The organism is Pseudonocardia sp. KRD291, from assembly GCF_019263595.1.
Taxonomy (GTDB): domain Bacteria; phylum Actinomycetota; class Actinomycetes; order Mycobacteriales; family Pseudonocardiaceae; genus Pseudonocardia.
On record NZ_JADQDD010000022.1, the window covers coordinates 1 to 17968 of the forward strand.

At 74.2% G+C, this 17968-nt stretch carries 17 protein-coding genes; 6 read left to right on the forward strand and 11 right to left on the reverse strand.

Annotated features, from left to right (window positions below):
- The first annotated feature begins 356 nt into the window (after nt 1-356).
- Nucleotides 357-569, forward strand: a complete 213-nt coding sequence (locus I4I78_RS05610) for a DUF3073 domain-containing protein (RefSeq protein WP_218610113.1) — start codon at nt 357-359, stop codon at nt 567-569.
- Between the two features lie 176 nt (nt 570-745).
- A complete protein-coding gene (locus tag I4I78_RS05615) occupies nt 746-1423 on the forward strand; it encodes an NUDIX domain-containing protein (RefSeq protein ID WP_218610114.1) in 678 nt (225 codons plus the stop codon).
- 16 nt (nt 1424-1439) lie between these two features.
- On the opposite strand, the gene purM is transcribed toward I4I78_RS05615, so the two are convergent.
- The 7 genes from purM to I4I78_RS05650 form a co-directional block, all read right to left on the reverse strand.
- On the reverse strand, nt 1440-2537 hold the full coding sequence (purM, locus tag I4I78_RS05620; RefSeq protein WP_218610115.1) for a phosphoribosylformylglycinamidine cyclo-ligase: 1098 nt from the start codon (nt 2535-2537) through the stop codon (nt 1440-1442).
- Between the two features lie 79 nt (nt 2538-2616).
- Nucleotides 2617-4155, reverse strand: coding sequence for an amidophosphoribosyltransferase (gene purF, locus I4I78_RS05625; protein WP_218610140.1), 1539 nt, complete (start codon nt 4153-4155; stop codon nt 2617-2619).
- A gap of 181 nt (nt 4156-4336) precedes the next feature.
- A complete protein-coding gene (locus I4I78_RS05630) occupies nt 4337-4675 on the reverse strand; it encodes a sterol carrier family protein (RefSeq protein ID WP_218610116.1) in 339 nt (112 codons plus the stop codon).
- 10 nt (nt 4676-4685) lie between these two features.
- Nucleotides 4686-6983 (reverse strand): phosphoribosylformylglycinamidine synthase subunit PurL, encoded by a 2298-nt coding sequence (purL, locus tag I4I78_RS05635; RefSeq protein WP_218610141.1) that lies wholly within the window; start codon nt 6981-6983, stop codon nt 4686-4688.
- Between the two features lie 155 nt (nt 6984-7138).
- On the reverse strand, nt 7139-7816 hold the full coding sequence (gene purQ / locus I4I78_RS05640) for a phosphoribosylformylglycinamidine synthase subunit PurQ (protein WP_218610117.1): 678 nt from the start codon (nt 7814-7816) through the stop codon (nt 7139-7141).
- Nucleotides 7813-8046, reverse strand: a complete 234-nt coding sequence (gene purS, locus I4I78_RS05645; protein WP_218610118.1) for a phosphoribosylformylglycinamidine synthase subunit PurS — start codon at nt 8044-8046, stop codon at nt 7813-7815. Before purS ends, purQ begins: the two co-directional genes overlap by 4 nt.
- Before the next feature lie 110 nt (nt 8047-8156).
- Nucleotides 8157-9041, reverse strand: a complete 885-nt coding sequence (locus I4I78_RS05650) for a DUF2334 domain-containing protein (protein WP_226379156.1) — start codon at nt 9039-9041, stop codon at nt 8157-8159.
- Between the two features lie 178 nt (nt 9042-9219).
- On the opposite strand from I4I78_RS05650, the gene I4I78_RS05655 reads away from it, so the two are divergent.
- The gene (locus tag I4I78_RS05655; protein ID WP_218610119.1) at nt 9220-9723 is read left to right on the forward strand and encodes an SRPBCC family protein; all 504 of its coding nucleotides are present in this window, start codon (nt 9220-9222) and stop codon (nt 9721-9723) included.
- Nucleotides 9724-9775: 52 nt separating this feature from the next.
- Here the strand turns inward: I4I78_RS05655 and I4I78_RS05660 are convergent, their stop codons facing one another.
- The 4 genes from I4I78_RS05660 to I4I78_RS32605 form a co-directional block, all read right to left on the reverse strand.
- Nucleotides 9776-10585, reverse strand: a complete 810-nt coding sequence (locus tag I4I78_RS05660) for an alpha/beta fold hydrolase (protein WP_218610120.1) — start codon at nt 10583-10585, stop codon at nt 9776-9778.
- Nucleotides 10582-11439, reverse strand: coding sequence for a phosphoribosylaminoimidazolesuccinocarboxamide synthase (locus I4I78_RS05665; RefSeq protein WP_218610121.1), 858 nt, complete (start codon nt 11437-11439; stop codon nt 10582-10584). Before I4I78_RS05665 ends, I4I78_RS05660 begins: the two co-directional genes overlap by 4 nt.
- Nucleotides 11436-12854 carry an adenylosuccinate lyase gene (gene purB, locus I4I78_RS05670; protein WP_374225845.1) on the reverse strand — a complete coding sequence of 473 codons (1419 nt, stop codon included), beginning with the start codon at nt 12852-12854 and terminating at the stop codon, nt 11436-11438. Before purB ends, I4I78_RS05665 begins: the two co-directional genes overlap by 4 nt.
- Nucleotides 12855-13009: 155 nt before the next feature.
- Nucleotides 13010-13576, reverse strand: coding sequence for a TetR family transcriptional regulator (locus I4I78_RS32605; protein ID WP_308251918.1), 567 nt, complete (start codon nt 13574-13576; stop codon nt 13010-13012).
- Nucleotides 13577-13730: 154 nt separating this feature from the next.
- On the opposite strand from I4I78_RS32605, the gene I4I78_RS05680 reads away from it, so the two are divergent.
- The 3 genes from I4I78_RS05680 (at nt 13731) to I4I78_RS05690 (ending at nt 17961) form a co-directional block, all read left to right on the forward strand.
- Nucleotides 13731-14873 carry a GntG family PLP-dependent aldolase gene (locus tag I4I78_RS05680; protein ID WP_218610123.1) on the forward strand — a complete coding sequence of 381 codons (1143 nt, stop codon included), beginning with the start codon at nt 13731-13733 and terminating at the stop codon, nt 14871-14873.
- Nucleotides 14874-15160: 287 nt separating this feature from the next.
- Nucleotides 15161-15814 (forward strand): ATP-binding cassette domain-containing protein, encoded by a 654-nt coding sequence (locus I4I78_RS05685; RefSeq protein ID WP_218610124.1) that lies wholly within the window; start codon nt 15161-15163, stop codon nt 15812-15814.
- Nucleotides 15811-17961, forward strand: a complete 2151-nt coding sequence (locus I4I78_RS05690) for a YhgE/Pip domain-containing protein (protein ID WP_218610125.1) — start codon at nt 15811-15813, stop codon at nt 17959-17961. The genes I4I78_RS05685 and I4I78_RS05690 overlap by 4 nt, the downstream gene beginning before the upstream one ends.
- Nucleotides 17962-17968 lie beyond the last annotated feature (7 nt).

The following is a 17968-nucleotide window of genomic DNA, read 5'->3' on the forward strand; positions in this document are numbered from 1 at the left end:
ACTGCTCAAGCGTTCGGTGCCCGCCGACGCCGAGCTGACCGCGGGCGTCGAGGACCGCGCGTCGCCGGCCGCCGTCGATCCGGGCAGCTACGCCGTCGACGCGTCCGAGCCGCCGCCGGGGCGCGCCGCGCAGATGCGCGGGGGCATCCGCGGGTGATCGGCCTGGTCCGGGGCGGTCGGCGACGGGTTCACACCGCACCGCCCCGGGCCGGACGCCGGCGTCGACTGTGACGACGGCGGTGCCACGTCGCATGCCACCGGGATCGCAGGGTACTGTTGGTACCAGGACATTGATGACATGAATGGGGCCGCCGAGTTATCCGGCCGCCCCTTCCCTGTTGTAAGGGGGACCAGCCATGGGGCGCGGACGAGCCAAGGCCAAGCAGACGAAGGTGGCCCGCGAGCTCAAGTACAGCTCCCCCACGATGGATCTCGACGCGCTGCAGCGCGAGATCGGTGGTGGGACGGCGGTTACTGCCGAGGAGCCGGACGACGACTACGGCGAGTACGACGAGTACGCCGCCAAGTACGGTCCCGGCGCCGACGAGGACGACGGACCCCGCCGCTGAACGTCGGCGTCACGGCACCGGCGAGGTGTCGCAGGGGCCGCGGGCACACCCGCCGGTTCCCCCCGGGATCGCGATAGGGCAAGATCACTACGCCGGACCGGGACGCGTCGTCCGCGGCGGTGTCACCGGTTGCCCGGTGACCAGGTAGCGGTCGACCCCTCCGAGGTGCGAGAGCCATGCGCGGCAATCTGTTCGCCGTCGCCGTGAACCTCGTCGTGCTCACCGTGCGTCGGCATCGGCTGCACGTGCTGCTGATCGAACGCGGTGAGCCGCCGTTCCTGGGGTCGTGGGCCCTGCCCGGTGGCTTCGTGCTGCCCGACGAGGACCTCACCGACACCGCGAGCCGACGGCTGGCCGAGGAGACCGGGGCCGACACCGGCGAGGCCGTCGTGGGCTACTTGGAGCAGCTGGCCAGCTACGCGGCGCCGGACCGGGACCCCCGGGGCCGGGTGCTCAGCGTCGGCTATCTCGCGCTGCTGCCGGACTTGCCCGAACCCACCCCGGGCGGCGACGCGGTCGCCTCGGCCTGGCATCCGGTGGACGAGGTCGGGGAGCTGGCCTTCGACCACGAGCGGATCCTGGCCGAGGGGGTCGAGCGGGCCCGGTCGAAGCTGGAGTACACGACCCTGGCCGCGTCGTTCTGCCCGGGCGAGTTCACGGTGACCGACCTGCGGCGGGTCTACGAGGCGGTCTGGCGGACGTCGCTGGACCCGCGCAACTTCCAGCGCAAGGTCACCTCGACCGAGGGCTTCCTGGTCCCGACCTCGACGCTGGTCACCGGCGGGCGGGGACGCCCGCCGAGGCTGTTCCGGCGGGGGCCCGCGACGGCGTTGCACCCGCCGATGCTGCGGTAGGGGCCGGCGGTAGGGGTCAGAAGCGCGGGTGCTCGCCGCGCAGGACGACCCGCGAGCCGGGCTGCGCGTCGTCGGCGCCCTCGACCTCGGGGGCACGGTGCACCTCGCCGAGGATCCAGGACGTCACGTGCCGGGCGGTCAGCACCGCGAGCGCGCGGTCGACGTCGTCGGGCGGGATGACCGCGACCATCCCGACGCCCATGTTGAACGTCTTCTCCATCTCGGCCCGGTCGACCCGGCCGCGGGAGGCGATCAGCTTGAACACCGGGAACGGGGTCCAGGAGCCGCGGTCGATCACCGCGGCGAGCCCGTCCGGGAGGATCCGCTCGACGTTGCGGGCCAGGCCGCCGCCGGTGATGTGCGAGAACGTCCGCACACCGGTCTCCGCGGCGATGGCCAGGCAGTCCTTGGCGTAGATCCGGGTCGGGACGAGCAGCTCCTCGCCGAGCGAGTGCTCGAACTCCTCCACGTGCCCGTCCAGCGGGAGCCGCGCGATGTCGAGCAGCACGTGCCGGGCCAGCGAGTAGCCGTTCGAGTGCAGCCCCGACGATCCCATCGCGACCAGCACGTCCCCGGGACGCACCCGCTCGGGGCGCAGCATCTTCTCCGCGTCGACGACCCCGACACCGGTGGCGGAGATGTCGTAGCAGCCGTCCTCCATCATGCCGGGGTGCTCCGCGGTCTCCCCGCCGAGCAGCGCGCAGCCGGCCTGCTGGCACCCGTCGGCGATGCCGCCCACGATCGTCGCGACCTGTTCCGGGACGAGCTTGCCGACGGCGATGTAGTCCTGCAGGAACAGCGGCTCGGCGCCGCAGACGACCAGGTCGTCGACGACCATCGCGACCAGGTCCTGGCCGATCGTGTCGTGCTTGTCCATCGCCTGCGCGATCGCGACCTTCGTCCCGACGCCGTCGGTGGACGCGGCCAGCACCGGCTCGGCGTAGCGGCCCCACTTGGCCGCGAACAGCCCCGCGAAGCCGCCGATACCGCCGAGCACCTCGGGGCGGCTCGCCTTCTCCGCGTGCGGCCGCAGTGCCGCGACCGCCCGCTCGCCGGCGTCGATGTCCACTCCCGCGGAGGCGTAGCTCGCGCGCGGCTGCTCTGGGTCGGGCATGGGTACGGGAACTCCTGGATGTGACGGTGATCGGACGGCGGTCCGCGGGGTGAGCCGGTCCGCCGGTGTCGGGCCCGGGTCAGGGCCGGGACAGAGCCTCCGCGGCACCGTAGCCGACGGACAGCGGACCGGCATCGCCCGATGCCGCGCCGGACACCGTCGTCGCCGGATGGGCGGGAGCCGAGTCGAGATCCTCGAGCAGGTGCTTGCCGAGCTTCGCCTCGTCCGGCAGCGGGATCGGGTACTCGCCGTCGAAACACGCGCAGCACAGACGGCTGCGCGGCTGCTCACTGGCCGCGACCATGTGGTCGACCGAGACGTAGCCGAGCGAGTCCGACCCGATCGAGCGGCGCACGCCCTCGGTGTCGGCGCCGCCGGCGATCAGCTCGGCGCGGCTGGCGAAGTCGATGCCGTAGAAGCAGGGCCAGCGCACCGGCGGCGAGGCGATCCGGACGTGCACCTCGAGGGCACCGGCCTCGCGCAGCATCCGGACGAGCGCGCGCTGGGTGTTGCCGCGGACGATCGAGTCGTCCACCACGACCAGGCGCTTGCCGCGGATCACGGTCCGCAGCGGGTTGAGCTTGAGCCGGATGCCGAGCTGGCGGATCGTCTGGCTGGGCTGGATGAAGGTGCGCCCGACGTAGGCGTTCTTGACCAGGCCCTGCCCGTAGGGGATGCCCGAGCCCTGGGCGTAGCCGATCGCGGCCGGCGTGCCGGACTCCGGGACGGGGATGACGAGGTCGGCCTCGACCGGGTGCTCGCCCGCGAGGCGGCGGCCGATCTCGACGCGGGTGTCGTAGACCGAGCGGCCGGAGATGACGGTGTCCGGGCGGGCCAGGTAGACGTACTCGAACACGCAGCCCTTGGGCTCCGGCGCGGCGAACCGCATGCTGCGGATGCCGTCGGCGTCGATCGCGAGCAGCTCGCCCGGCTCGACCTCGCGGACCATCGAGGCGCCGACGATGTCCAACGCCGCGGTCTCGGAGGCGACCACCCAGCCGCGCTCCAGACGTCCGAGCACCAGCGGCCGGACGCCGTGCGCGTCCCGGGCGGCGTAGAGCGTGGTCTCGTCGGCGAACGCGAGCGAGAACGCCCCGCGCAGCCGCGGCAGCAGACGCATCGCCGCCTCCATGATCCCGAGGTCCGCGGCGCCGGCCGCGAGCAGCTCGGTCACCAGGTCGGAGTCGGTGGTGGCGTGCAGGCCGGAGCGGTTGCGCTTCTCCAGCTTCCCGACCTCGTCGCGCAGCTCGGCGGTGTTCACGAGGTTGCCGTTGTGCCCCAGGGCCAGGCCACTGCCGGTGGCCGTGGTGCGGAACGTGGGCTGGGCGTTCTCCCAGGTCACCGCCCCGGTCGTGGAGTAGCGGCAGTGCCCGACCGCGAGGTGGCCGCGCAGCGAGGACAGCGTCTGCTCGTCGAAGACCTGGCTGACCAGCCCGAGATCCTTGAACACGACCATCCGGTGCCCGTCGGACACGGCGATCCCGGCGGCCTCCTGGCCGCGGTGCTGCAGCGCGTAGAGCCCGTAGTAGGTCATCTTCGCGACGTCCTCGCCGGGGGCCCAGACGCCGAAGACGCCGCACTCCTCGCGGGGTTCGTCGTCGCGTTCCGCGGTGGTCACCGGGCTGACGGCGACGGGGTTCTCAGCGGTGGGGAAGGCTGGGCTGACGTTCTCGTTCCGTCCGGAACTCAACGCACACGCTCCTCGGCAAGCGACGATCTGCGGCCTTGCGTGATCGTACGCCGCGAAGTCGGTGCGGACCCACCGCTCGGGACGGGCGTCACGTGCCGATCTGCGGTGCTCACGTCAGCGGCAGCCACGCGGCGACCTCGCCGGCCCGGTTCCCGGACACCCGCAGCGCCCCGGCCGCGCTCGCCTCGTCCCAGCCCGAGCGGCCCAGCGCCAGCGACAGCCACGTGCGCGGATCGGTCTCGACGACGTTCGGCGGCGTCCCCCGGGTGTGCCGAGGCCCCTCGATGCACTGCACCGCACCGAACGGCGGGACCCGCACCTCGACGCTGTGCCCGGGCGCACGCCGGGCCAGCTCGGCCAGCGACTCCTTCACCGCGGCCTTGCGCACGGTGCGGTCCGGGGCGTCGCCGCCGTCGAGCCAGGCCTGCAGCGCGTCCTGTCCGGTCACGCGGCGGCTCTCAGACCGAGAGCGCGCCGAAGCGGGCCGGGAGCGTGCCCTCCCAGGCGGCGCGTAGCTCGTCGAGCCCGAGGTCGCCCACCTCGGCGATCCGCAGGGCGTCCCCGCCGGTCTCGCCGAGGCGCACCACCGCGACGTCGGCCGCGGCGGCGCGGGCGAGGAACTCCTCGGCGCCGTCGGCCGGCACGGTGACCAGGACCCGTCCGGCGGACTCGCTGAACAACGCCGTGAACGTGTCCGCGGCGACCCCGCCGAGCGTGACCGATGCGCCGCGGCCACCGGCCAGCGCGGCCTCGACCAGGGCCTGGGCCAGCCCGCCGTCGGAGAGGTCGTGGCTGCCGGTCAGCGCACCCTGCGACCCGGCGGCGGCCAGGAGGTCGCCCAGGCGCCGCTCGTGCTCCAGGTCCACGGCCGGGGGCCTCCCACCGAGGTGGCCGTGCACCTCGTGCGCCCACTCGCTGCCGCCGAGCTCCTCGCGCGTGGCACCGAGCAGCAGGACGGCGTCGCCGTCGGCCCCGGCGAACCCGGACGGGATCCGCCGCGTCACGTCGTCGATCACGCCGAGCACCCCGACGACCGGGGTGGGCAGGATCGCGGTCGTGCCGGTCTGGTTGTAGAAGCTGACGTTGCCGCCGGTCACGGGCGTGCCGAGGACCGCACAGCCGTCCGCGATCCCACGCACGGCCTGGGAGAACTGCCACATCACGTGCGGGTCCTCCGGCGAGCCGAAGTTGAGGCAGTCGGTGACGGCGAGCGGGACCGCGCCGGAGGTGGCGACGTTGCGGTAGGCCTCGGCCAGCGCCAGCTGGGCACCGACGTAGGGGTCGAGCGCGACGAAGCGGGCGTTGCAGTCGGTGGCGACGGCGATCCCGCGACCGGTGCTCTCGTCGATCCGCACCACGCCGGCGTCGGTGGGCGCGGCGGCGACGGTGTTGCCGCGCACGAAGCGGTCGTACTGGTCGGTGACCCAGGCCCGGCTGGCCAGGTTCGGCGCCGCGGCCATCCGCAGGATCTCGGCGCGCAGCTCGGACGGCGTCTCCGGGCGCGGCAGCGACTCCGGGCCGTCGGCGGCGAGCGCGTCCTGCGCGGCGTCGTCCCGGGCGACCGGGCGCTCGTAGACCGGGCCCTCGTGCGCGACGGTGCGCGGCGGCACGTCGACGACGGTCTCGCCCCGCGAGGTGATCACCAGGCGGTCGCCGTCGGTGACCTCGCCGATCACGGTGGCGATCGTGTCCCACTTGCGGCAGACGGCCATGAACGCGTCCACGTTCTCCGGCGTCACGACCGCGCACATCCGCTCCTGCGACTCGCTGGAGAGGATCTCGGCCGCGGTCATCCCGGTGGCGCGCAGCGGGACGGCGTCGAGGTCGACGTGCATGCCGCCGCTCCCGGCGCTGGCCAGCTCGGACGTCGCGCAGGACAGCCCGGCGCCGCCGAGGTCCTGGATGCCGACGACCAGCCCGGCGTGGAACAGCTCCAGGCAGCACTCGATGAGCACCTTCTCGGTGAACGGGTCACCGACCTGCACCGACGGCAGCTTCTTCCGGCCCGGGCCCTCGTCGTCACCGAACGTCTCCGACGCGAGCACCGACACCCCGCCGATGCCGTCCAGCCCGGTCGTCGCGCCGAACAGGATGATCTTGTTGCCGGTGCCGGATGCGAACGCCAGGTGCAGGTCCTCGGTGCGCAGCGCCCCGACGCAGAGCGCGTTGACCAGCGGGTTGCCGGCGTAGGAGGCGTCGAACACGACCTCGCCGCCGACGTTGGGCAGGCCCAGGCAGTTCCCGTACCCGCCGATCCCGGACACGATCCCGGGCAGCACCCGCGCGGTGTCCGGTGCGTCGATCGGGCCGAAGCGAAGCGGGTCGCCGACCGCGATCGGCCGCGCGCCCATGGCCATGATGTCGCGGACGATGCCGCCGACGCCGGTCGCCGCACCCTGGTAGGGCTCCACGTAGGACGGGTGGTTGTGCGACTCGACCTTGAACGTGACGGCCCACCCGTCACCGATGCTCACCACGCCGGCGTTCTCGCCGATCCCGGCGAGCATCGTCGCCTTCATCTCCTCGGTGGTGGTCTCCCCGAAGTAGCGCAGGTGCACCTTGGACGACTTGTAGGAGCAGTGCTCGCTCCACATCACCGAGTACATCGCCAGCTCGGCGTCGGTGGGCCGCCGGCCCAGGATCTCGCGGATGCGGGCGTACTCGTCGTCCTTGAGCCCCAGCGCCGCGTAGGGCTGCGGCTGGTCGGGGGAGGCCTGCGCGGAGGCCACGGAGTCGACGGTCACCTGGTCGGCCAGCTCGGTCACGGCCGTCAGGGTAGTCGCCGGGAACGGTGTCCCGGCCACCGCCGAGACCGGCCTCACCCGGCAGCGGTGCGCATGGCTCCACGAACGGCGCCGCCCGGCCGTCCGGCGGCCGGGACGGGGTGCGTGCCCGGGAAGCAGGCCGGAGGTCAGGCCGGGACGCCGGCCAGGACCGACCGGAACAGGGCCAGACCGTCGGTGGAGGGGCCGGTGAGCGCGTCGGTGGCGTGCTCGGGGTGCGGCATCAGGCCGACCACGTTGCCCGCCTCGTTCGTCACGCCGGCGATGCCGTTGCTGGCGCCGTTCGGCGCGCCGTCGCGGTAGCGGAACACGATCCGGCCGGAGTCCTCCAGCGCGGAGAGCGTGTCCGGCGCGGCGACGTAGCGGCCCTCCTGCGACTTGAGCGGGATCAGCAGCTCGTCGCCGGTGGCGTAGTCGCAGGTCCACGCGGTCTCGGCGTTGCCGACCGTCAGCACCACCTCGCGGCACAGGAAGGTCAGCCCGGCGTTGGCGACCAGCGCGCCCGGCAGCAGCCCGGCCTCGCACAGGATCTGGAAGCCGTTGCAGATGCCCAGCACGGGCAGGCCGCGAGCGGCGCCGTCGACGACCTCGCGCATGATCGGGGCGAGGCTGGCGATCGCGCCGGCGCGCAGGTAGTCGCCGTAGGAGAACCCGCCGGGGACGACGACGGCGTCCACGCCGCGCAGGTCGGCGTCGCCGTGCCAGAGCGGGACGGCCTCGGCCCCGGCGACCCGCACGGCGCGCGCGGCGTCGACGTCGTCGAGCGTGCCGGGGAACGTGATGACACCGACCCGGGTCGCGCTCACAGTCGGGTCACCGTCCAGTCCTCGATCACCGGGTTGGCGAGCAGCGAGCCGGCGAGACGGTGCAACGTCTCGTCGTCCACGCCGTCGGACACCTCGAGCTCGAAGTGCTTGCCCTGCCGGACGTCGCTGACACCGGACACACCGATCCGGCCCAGCGCACGGTTCACGGCCTGACCCTGCACGTCGAGGATCTCGGGCTTGGGCATCACGTCCACCACCACTCTGGCCACGTCGCCCAGCCTACGGTGAACACCACCCGATCTCGACGTGACCGCTGCGACCCCGGCGGGCGACGTGGCACGGGGCGACCTCCGGCGGGCGGCGTGCAGCGGGGCGACCCTCAGGCGGCCGGCTCGGCGGCCGCGAGCAGACCGCGGTGCACGGTGGGCGTCGCGCCGGCCGCCAGCGCCGCGTCGATCGCGGACAGCGCGGCCTGCACCCGATGCGGCTTGCGCAGGTCCTTGGCCCGCAGCGCGATCCGCACGACCCCGCCGCGGGCCGCCGTGCGCGCCGCGGCCTGTTCCAGGGCGCGGGCCCGCCGGTGCTCGCCGGCCGGGCGCTCGCGCTCCTCGGAACGCGGCCACTGGTCGGAGCGCCGGAACGTCAGGACCCGGGACCTGATCGAGGCCAGCGACGGGTCGGTGGAGCGCAGCGCGGTGTCGTCGGCGCAGAGCCGGAAGCCGTGCTCGCGCAGGGCGGCGACGGTCCCGTTCGAGGCCACCCAGCCGGGCGGGGCGAAGCCCTCGGTCCCCAGCCCGACCGCGGTCATCACCCGCCGGGCCGCGGTGAGCCGCAGCGTCGCCTCGTGCCGGGGCAGGGCGCCGAACTCGGTGCGCCGCCCGATCCGCGGCACGGCGCCGTTCTGCCAGGAGCCGACCGGGTCGGCGGTGTGGTCGTAGCCGTGCAGCAACACGTCGTCACCGGCGCGGACGCGGCCCGCGACCCAGCGGACCAGCGAGTCCCCGCGCCGCAGTGACCCGTTCCCGTGGGGCCCCTGCGGACCGCGCGGCTGCACCAGGTGCGTGAGCGGGACCAGGCGCCGGTCCAGCTCCCCGGCGAACGCGACGGCGCGGGCGCGGGCCGCGTCGTCGGCGTCGGTCAGCCCGGACAGCGACACCAGCAGCATCGGCGCGCCGGGCGCGACGGCGCGCCGGACGGTGGGCGACGCCTCGGGCGGCGGCGCCGGGGCGGACTCGTCGGACCCATCGGCGATGAGAACCTGCATGCCCCCATGGGGCCATACCGACATGAACACCCGAGATCCGGGTGATGAGCACCGCGCCACCGGCGGACGAGCAGTATCGGTGATCGGCACTCCGGTACCGATCAGGGCCACCGGCGGCCTCGATCGGGACCCGATCACCGATCATGTACCGAGACGTCCCCCGATCTGGAGGTGCCCCGTGGCACGACCCCGCACGATCTCCGACGAGGTCGTCGTCGACGCCTCGCCCGAGCTGCTCTACACGCTGATCTCCGACCCGGTGCACATGGCGCGCTGGAGCCCGGAGAACACCGGCGCGAGGACCGTGCGCCCCGGCCCGGCCGAGGCCGGTGACCGTTTCGTCGGGACGAACCGGCGCGGCGGGTTCAGCTGGGTCACCGAGAGCGTCGTGACCGCGGCCGAACCGGGAGCCCGGTTCGCGTTCCGGGTGCAGGGATGGGGTGTGCGGACGCCGTCGCTGCGGGTGGCGAACGCGAGCTGGGAGTACCGCTTCGAGCCGGTGGACGGTGGCACGAAGGTCACCGAGACCTGGACCGACGACCGCCCGTGGCCGGACGCCGTCGCGAACGTCGCGGACCGTGTCCTGACCCGCGGCTCCACGTTCGCCGACTTCCAGCGGCGCAACATCCGCACCACGCTGGACCGGCTCAAGTCCGACGTGGAGTCCGCCCCCTCGCCGTGAGGCGCACCCCGCTCGGCGAGCACCGGCACGGCCGGACCCACCGGCGGCTCGCCTACGGACGGGGTCGGTCCCGGAGCGGGTGGGCGTCGAGGAAGTCCAGGACCACCGCGCTCGCCTCGCCCCGGCGTTCCAGGAAGTAGGCGTGCCGGGCGCCCTCGAACAGGTGCAGGATCGCCCCGGGGATGCGCTCGGCCAGGAGCGTGCCGTTCCGGACCGGGGCGAACGCGTCGTCGGTCCCGTGCAGGACGAGCGTGGGTGCGGTGACGCCCGGCAGCACGTCCCAGGCGTCGTGACGTGCACTGGCGCGGCGGTGCTCGCGGCGGGCGCGCGCTGTCATCGTGTCGTCGCCGAGTACGGACAGCGGGCCGGGGTGTGCGCGCCGCCAGTGCGGGCCGACCATCAGGTCGGTCAGTGCCTGCCGCGCCGTGTCCGGGTCCGCGGCCAGCGGGCGCAGGACGTCGGGGTCGGCCGGGACGCCGCCGGCACCGCCCCCGGTCGTGCACCCGAGGACGAGCGCGCCGACCCGCTCCGGGGTATCCACCGCGACCCACTGCGCGACCCTCCCGCCCATCGACGTCCCGTAGACGTGCGCGCGGGCGATGCCGAGCTCGTCGAGGACGGCCACGACGTCGCGGGCGAACCGGCGGGTGCCCCACTCGGCGTGCCCGGGGGTGTCGCTGGCCCCGGTGCCGAGCGCGTCGATCGCGATCGTGGCGAAGGAGCCGGAGAGATCCGCGCGTACCGGGTCCCACCAGTGACGGGAGTTGGCCTGCCCGGCGAGCAGGACCAGTGGCTCACCGGAACCCTGGACGTCGAACGCGATCCGGGCGCCGTCCGGCGCCGTCGCACGGTCCTCGGTCACGGCGTCGGGGAGACCCAGTCCCGCCCGGTGATCCGGCGGTAGACCTCGGCGTAGCGGTCGTGCACGACGCCGATGACGTCGGCGGGCACCTCCGGGCCGGGGGCCGTGCGGTCCCAGTCCAGCTGCGACGACCAGTCCCGCACGTACTGCTTGTCGAACGAGAACTGCGTGCGTCCGGGCTCGTAGGAGTCGGCCGGCCAGAACCGCGACGAGTCCGGCGTCAGCACCTCGTCGCCGAGCACGATCTCGCCGTCGGTGTCGCGGCCGAACTCGAGCTTCGTGTCCGCGACCAGGATCCCGCCCCGCGCCGCCGACTCGGCCCCGCGCCGGTAGACCTCCAGGGTCAGCGCGCGCAGACGCTGAGCGGTGTCGGCCCCGACGAGCGCCACGACCTCGTCGAAGGTCATGAACTCGTCGTGCTCGCCGACCGGGGCCTTGGTGGTCGGGGTGAAGATCGGCTCCGGCAGCTGCGAGCCCTCGACCAGGCCGTCCGGGAGCGCGATGCCGGAGACCGTGCCGTCCTTCTCGTACTCCTTGAGCCCCAGCCCGGTGAGGTAGCCGCGGGCGATGCACTCGACCGGCAGCATCTGCAGCGGGCGGCAGCGCAGGGCGCGCCCGGCGAACTCGGCGGGGATGTCGTGCGTGCCGATCACGTGGTTGGGCACCAGATCGCCGATCGCCTCGAACCAGTACAGCGACAGTGCGGTGAGGATCGCGCCCTTGTCCGGGACCGGCGTCGGCAGCACCACGTCGTAGATCGAGAGCCGGTCGGAGGCGACGAGCAGCAGCTGCGCCGGGTCGACCGACTCGTCGAGGTAGAGCTCGCGGACCTTGCCCGAGTGCAGCAGCTTCACAGGATCCCTCCCGGCGTGTAGGCGGCGGCCTCGGGGTGTGCGGCGGTGATCGCGGAGATCCGCTCGTTCACGGCGGCGACCTGCGCCGTCGCCGCGCCGGTGAACTTCAGCGGGTCGGCGAGTAGGCCGTCGAGCGCACCCTCGGGGAGCCCGAGGCGGGAGTCGGTGGACAGGCGCCGGAGCAGGTCGTTGTCGGCCTGCCCCTTCTCCCGCATGGCCAGCGCGACACCGACCGCATGTTCCTTGATCACCTCGTGCGCGGTCTCCCGGCCGACACCGGCCCGCACCGCGGCCATCAGCACCGCGGTGGTGGCCAGGAACGGCAGGTAGCGGTCCAGCTCGCGGGCGATCACCGCGGGGTAGGCGCCGAACTCGTCGAGCACGGTCAGCGTCGTCTCGTACAGGCCGTCGAGGGCGAAGAACGCGTCCGGCAGCGCGACCCGGCGCACCACCGAGCACGAGACGTCGCCCTCGTTCCACTGCGAGCCGGACAGGTCGGCGGTCATCACCGACAGGCCGCGCAGGATCACGGTCAGGCCGTTGATCCGCTCCGCGGAGCGCGCGTTCATCTTGTGCGGCATCGCCGACGAGCCGACCTGCCCGGGCGCGAACCCCTCGGTGGCCAGCTCGGCGCCGGCCATCAGGCGGATCGTGGTGGCCAGCGACGACGGCGCCGCGGCGAGCTGCACGAGCGCGGAGACGACGTCGTGGTCGAGCGAGCGCGGGTAGACCTGCCCGACGCTGGTGAAGCGCTCGGCGAACCCGAGGTGCTCGCACACCCGGCGTTCGAGGTCGTCGAGCTTCGCGGTGTCGCCGTCGAACAGGTCCAGCATGTCCTGGCTGGTGCCCATCGGGCCCTTGATGCCGCGCAGCGGGTAGCGGGCGCGCAGCTCCTGCAGCCGGGCGTGCGCGACGAGCAGCTCGTCGGCGGCCGAGGCGAAGCGCTTGCCCAGCGTCGTGGTCTGGGCGGCGACGTTGTGGCTGCGCCCGGCCATCACCAGCTCGGCGTACTCGCCGGCGCGACGGCCGAGGCGGGCCAGGATCGCGACCGTGCGGTCGGCGACCAGCTCCAGCGAGAGCCGGATCTGCAGCTGCTCGACGTTCTCGGTCAGGTCCCGGCTGGTCATGCCCTTGTGCACCTGCTCGTGCCCGGCGAGGGCGTTGAACTCCTCGATCCGGGCCTTCACGTCGTGCCGGGTGACGCGTTCGCGCTCGGCGATGCTCGCCAGGTCGACGCGGTCCACGACCGACTCGTAGTCGGCGATGGCCTGCTCGGGGACGTCCACGCCGAGATCGCGCTGGGCCCGCAGGACCGCGACCCACAGCTGTCGCTCGAGCTGGATCTTGTACTCCGGCGACCACAGTCGGACGAGCTCGGGGCTCGCGTACCGGGCGGCCAGCACGTTGGGGATCACGTGTGACGAGGATATGCGCTGCTCCGGGCACTGCCGACACCGGTGCCCCGGCGTGGCCCCGCCTAGCGCTGATAATCGTTCCGCAAGCTCCTCTCAGCGCTGATGGTCGTTCCGCAAGCTCCTCTCAGCGCTGATGGTCGTTCCGCAAGCTCCTCTCAGCGCGCGAGTGCGTCGACGAGGGCCTCGCGGGCGATCCGGCGAGGATCGGCGTCGGCCTCGATCAGGGCGGAGACGACGGCCCCGTCGATCAGGGCGACGATCCGCCGCAGGGCCTTCGGGTCCGGGGTGTGCCCGGCGCGCGTGAGCGCCTGGGCCAGCAACGCGTCCAGCTCCGTGCGCTGGGCCCGCATCAGCGGCGCCAGGTACGGCCGTCGGCCCGCACCGACCAGCCGTTCGAAGTGCCGCAGCACCGCGTCCAGACCGTCGGTCCGCGAGCGGGGGCCGAGCAGCATGTCCAGCACCACGTCGGCGGGGTCGTCATGCGGGCGGGCGGCGTCGAGCGCAGCCCGCGCCTCGGCCAGCTCGGTGCGGCCCAGGTGCTCGGCGGCGGCGGTGACCAGGTCCTCGAGGGAGCCGAAGTAGTAGGTCGTCGCGGCGAGCGGCAGCTCGGCACGCTCCGCGACGGCGCGGTGCCGGATCGCCTCGAACCCGCCCTCGGCGAGCAGCTCGGCGGCCGCCGCGGCGAGCAGCCCGCGGCGGCGTTCGCCCTTCTCGGTGGCCACCTCCCCATCGTGCCGGTCCGGGCGTCCGCACCCCCGACCGGCCGGTGGGCGATCACCCCGGCCCGACCGCCGGAGGCTGCTGCGGTGCCGTTCGTGGCCCACCCGGCGCGCGTCGTGACCGTTTCGTGACCCTGCACGGGAGTCCGCCGCGCCGATGACGGAGACTGGCCGCGTGCGACCGTCCCCCCGGAGCAGGCGAGCAGCGCGGATCGACGAACCCGTCGATCTGCGCTCGGACACCGTCACGATGCCGACCCCGTCCATGCGCAAGGCGATGGCCGCGGCCGAGGTCGCCGACGACGTGCTGGACCGCGACCCCACGATGCGCAGGCTCGAGGAGCGGATCGCCGGGATGCTCGGCGCGGCCGACGCGCTGTGGACCCCGACCGGGTCGATGGCCAACGTGATCGCCCTGATGAGCCACCTGGGGCGCGGGGAGGCGTTCCTGGCCCCGCAGGGCGCGCACGTCCTGGACTTCGAGCTGGGCACGGCCGCCTGGCTGGCCGGCGGCATGCCGCGCCCGCTGCCGCACGACGCCGGGCCGGGCAAGGTCTCGGCGACCGCGGTCCGCCGCGCCGCCACCTCCGACGGCTCCTACGCCTCGCTGCGACCGGCGCTGCTCTGCCTGGAGAACACGCACAACGCCGCGGGCGGCACCGTCGTCGCGCCGGAGGAGCACGCCTCGGTCGCCGCCGCGGCCCGCGCCGCGCGGCTGGCCGTGCACCTCGACGGCGCGCGGCTGTGGAACGCCTCGGTCGCGCTCGGCGTTCCGCCCGCCGCGCTGACGGTCGGCGCGGACACCGTCTCGGTGTGCCTGAGCAAGGGCCTCGGCGCACCGGTCGGTTCGATCGTGGCCGGGTCGGCGGACTTCACCGAGCAGGCCCGGCGGCTGCGCAAGATGCTCGGCGGCGGGGTCCGCCAGGGCGGCATCCTGGCCGCGGCCGGACTCGTCGCGCTGGACGCCGTGGACCGCCTCGCCGAGGACCACGCCCGCGCCTCGACACTGGCCGCCGGCCTGCGCGAGCGCGGCTGGCGGGTCCGCGAGCCGCAGACCAACATCGTGCTCGTCGACGTCGCGGACCTGCCCGGCACGATCGCGCAGTTCACCGAGTCCGGCGTCCTGGCCGGGGCGATCGGCGGGAAGCTGCGGCTGATGACCCACCGCGACGTCGACGACCGGCACATCCGGACCGCGCTGGAGCGGATCGGCGAGGTCAGCCCGGCCAGCACCAGCCCGTTCGCCGGGCCGGGTGGCGATGCCGCCCGGGCGCGGCCCGCCGCGGACCGGCCGCGCTGAGCCGCCCACCCCGAGACGTCGCCTCGGGGTAAAACTCTGTCGTCTCAGGTCAAGTCGACCTCATCGATCGAGGTAAGACTCGGTCGAGCCGGACGGCAGCGCCGACGTCCTCACTACGCTCGCGGCAGCTCGGGCGCCCCGGTCTCCCCCGGCGTCCCGGCTGCCCCGACCCACTGACCAGCGCCGCTGATCGGGCGCCCACGACGGCACGCCCGGCCCCCGGCGCGTCGACCGCAGGAACCCGGCATGCCCCGTCCGACCTCTGCTCCCCCGCACGGCGACCCGTCGTGATCCTCACCGCGGACGGCGTCGCCGTCGACGGGCCGCACGGCCCGCTGCTCGAGACCACCACGTTCGGGGTCGGCAGCGGCGAGATCGCGCTGGTCAGCGGCGCCCCGGGCGCCGGTCACACGGCACTGGCCCTCGCGCTGGCCGGCCGGATGCGGCCGAGCCGGGGCCGGGTGCGCCTCGACGGCGCCGACGACCCGGCCCTGCTGCGCCGCCGTGTGGCCGTCGTCGACACCCCAGGGATCAGCGAACCGGAACCGGTGCTGCCGCTGCGGGCCGTCGTCGGCGAGGAGCTGGCGATGGCCGGGCGCGGCACGCTGCCTCATTCGGTGGTGGCGTGGCTGGACGCGCGCGGGGCCGCCGGTCTGGCACGGACGCGGTTCGAGGACGTCCCGGCCCCGACCCGGCTCGCGCTGATGCTCGAGCTCGCCGCGATGCGGCCCGGCGTCGGCGTGCTGGTCCTGACCCTGCCGGACCGGCACGGCGGGTCGCCGCAGCAGTGGTGGCCGCTGGTCGCCGAGCACGCCGCAGGGGGCCGCGCCGTCGTCGTGACCTGTGCCCAGAGCTCCGCGGAGCTGATCGGCACGCCCACCGCGCGGCTGGGCGAGGACGGCGACACGGACGACGGCGGCACGGAAGGACTCTCACGGTGAGCGCGATCCGGATGGCGATCAGCGAGCTGCGGCGGATCACCGCGGGCCGGATACCGGTGCTGGCGGTCCTGGCCCTGGTACTGATCCCGACGCTCTACGCGGGGCTCTACCTCTACGCCAACGCCGACCCGTACGGCAGGCTCGGGAACGTGCCGGCGGCACTCGTCGTGGCCGACACCGGCGCCACCGACGCGAACGGGGAACGCACGAACGTCGGCGACGAGGTCGCGCGCACGCTCGAGGACTCCGGCACGTTCGACTTCACCCGGGTCTCGCCCGCCGAGGCGGAGACCGGCGTGCGGGACAACCGCTACACGTTCTCGCTGACCATCCCGGCGGACTTCACGGCGGCGCTGCAGTCCTCCGGGAACTTCACCCCGCGTCAGGGAATCCTCACGCTGACCACGAACGACGCGAACAACTACCTGGTCCGCACGATCGCCGACACCGTGGTCGCGAAGGTGCACGACTCGGTCTCCGAACAGGTCGGCACGCAGGCCGCGAACCGGTTCCTGACCGGTTTCGCGACGATCCACGACCGCACCGCGCAGGCCGCGGACGGCGCGGGCCGGCTCACCGACGGCGCGAACCGGGCGCACGACGGCGCGGGAGAGCTGGCCTCCGGGGCCGGGCAGCTCGCGGGCGGGCAACGACAGCTGCTCGACGGCGCGACGCAGCTCTCGTCCGGGGCGGACCGGCTCGCCGACGGCGCCGGCACGCTGGCCACCGGCGCCGGGACCGCCGCCGACGGCGCCGACCGTCTGAGCACCGGCGCCGGGACGCTCACCTCCGGGCTCGACCAGGTCCGCGACGCCACCGCGGCACTCCCGACCCAGACCCGGACGCTCGCCGACGGCGCCCGCCGGGTCGCCGACGGCAACGCGACGCTCGCCGCGGCGGGCGGCCGCGTCGCCGACGCCAGCAAGAAGATCGTCTCCGACCTCGACGCCGCCGACGGGACGATCGCCGCCGACCTGCGCGCGAAGGGCTTCACCGACGCCCAGGTCCAGCAGGCCCTGGACACGCTGAAACAGGTCCGCGGGCCGCTCGATGCGGGCAACCGGCAAGTCCAGACGCTCAACGGGCAGCTCACCGCGCTGGGGTCGGGATCGCAGCAGGTCGCCGACGGCGCCGAGAAGCTGGCGGGTTCCGCGCCCACCCTGTCCGGAGGCATCGCGAAGGCCGCCGACGGCGCAGGGACGCTGCGGACCGGCGCGACGACGCTGTCCGACGGCGTGGGCCGGCTCGCCGAGGGCGCGACCGCGCTGGACACCGGCGCCGGACAGCTGCGGACCGGCGCGGACCGGCTCGTCGACGGCGAGCGCACCGCCGTGGACGGCACCGACCGGCTCGCCGACGGCGCCCGGGCACTCGACGGCGGCACCGCGCAGCTCGCGACCGGGTCGACGCAGCTCCGGGACGGGCTGAACGAGGGCCTCGGGCAGATCCCGAACCCGGCCGCGGACGTCCGGGACGCGACCGCGAAGACGATCGGCGACCCGGTCGCCACCCGTGACGTCGCCCGCTCCAGCGCCGGCACCTACGGCGAGGGCCTGGCCCCGTTCTTCCTCGCGCTCGCCGCATGGATCGGCGGCTACACGCTGTTCCTGCTCCTCCAGCCGCTCTCGAGGCGGGCGATCGCGGCCGGTCAGAGCCCGCTGCGGGTGGCGCTGGGCGGGTGGATCCCGGCCGGGGTGCTCGGCGTGGCGCAGATGGCCGGGATGTACGCCGTCGTGGTGTTCGGTCTCGGGATCCGCCCGGAGCATCCGGTCGCGACGTTCGGGTTCCTGTGCCTGGCCTCGCTGACGTTCACCGCGATCGTGCACGCCCTGAACGCCTGGCTGGGCAGCATCGGACAGTTCCTCGGCCTGGTCCTGATGGTGGCGCAGCTCGTCTCGGCCGGCGGCACGTTCCCCTGGCAGACGATCCCGGCACCGTTGTACCCGGTGCACTACCTGCTGCCGATGAGCTACGCGATCGACGGCCTGCGGCACCTGATGTACGGCGGCACGCTGCAGGGCGTCGTCGGCGTGGACCTCCCGGTGCTGCTGGCCTGGCTCCTGGTCGCGGTGCTGGTCGCGTCGCTCTCGGCCCGGTCCCAGCGCGTCTGGACGCCGGCCCGGGTGAAACCGGAGCTGGTCCTCTGACCCGGCA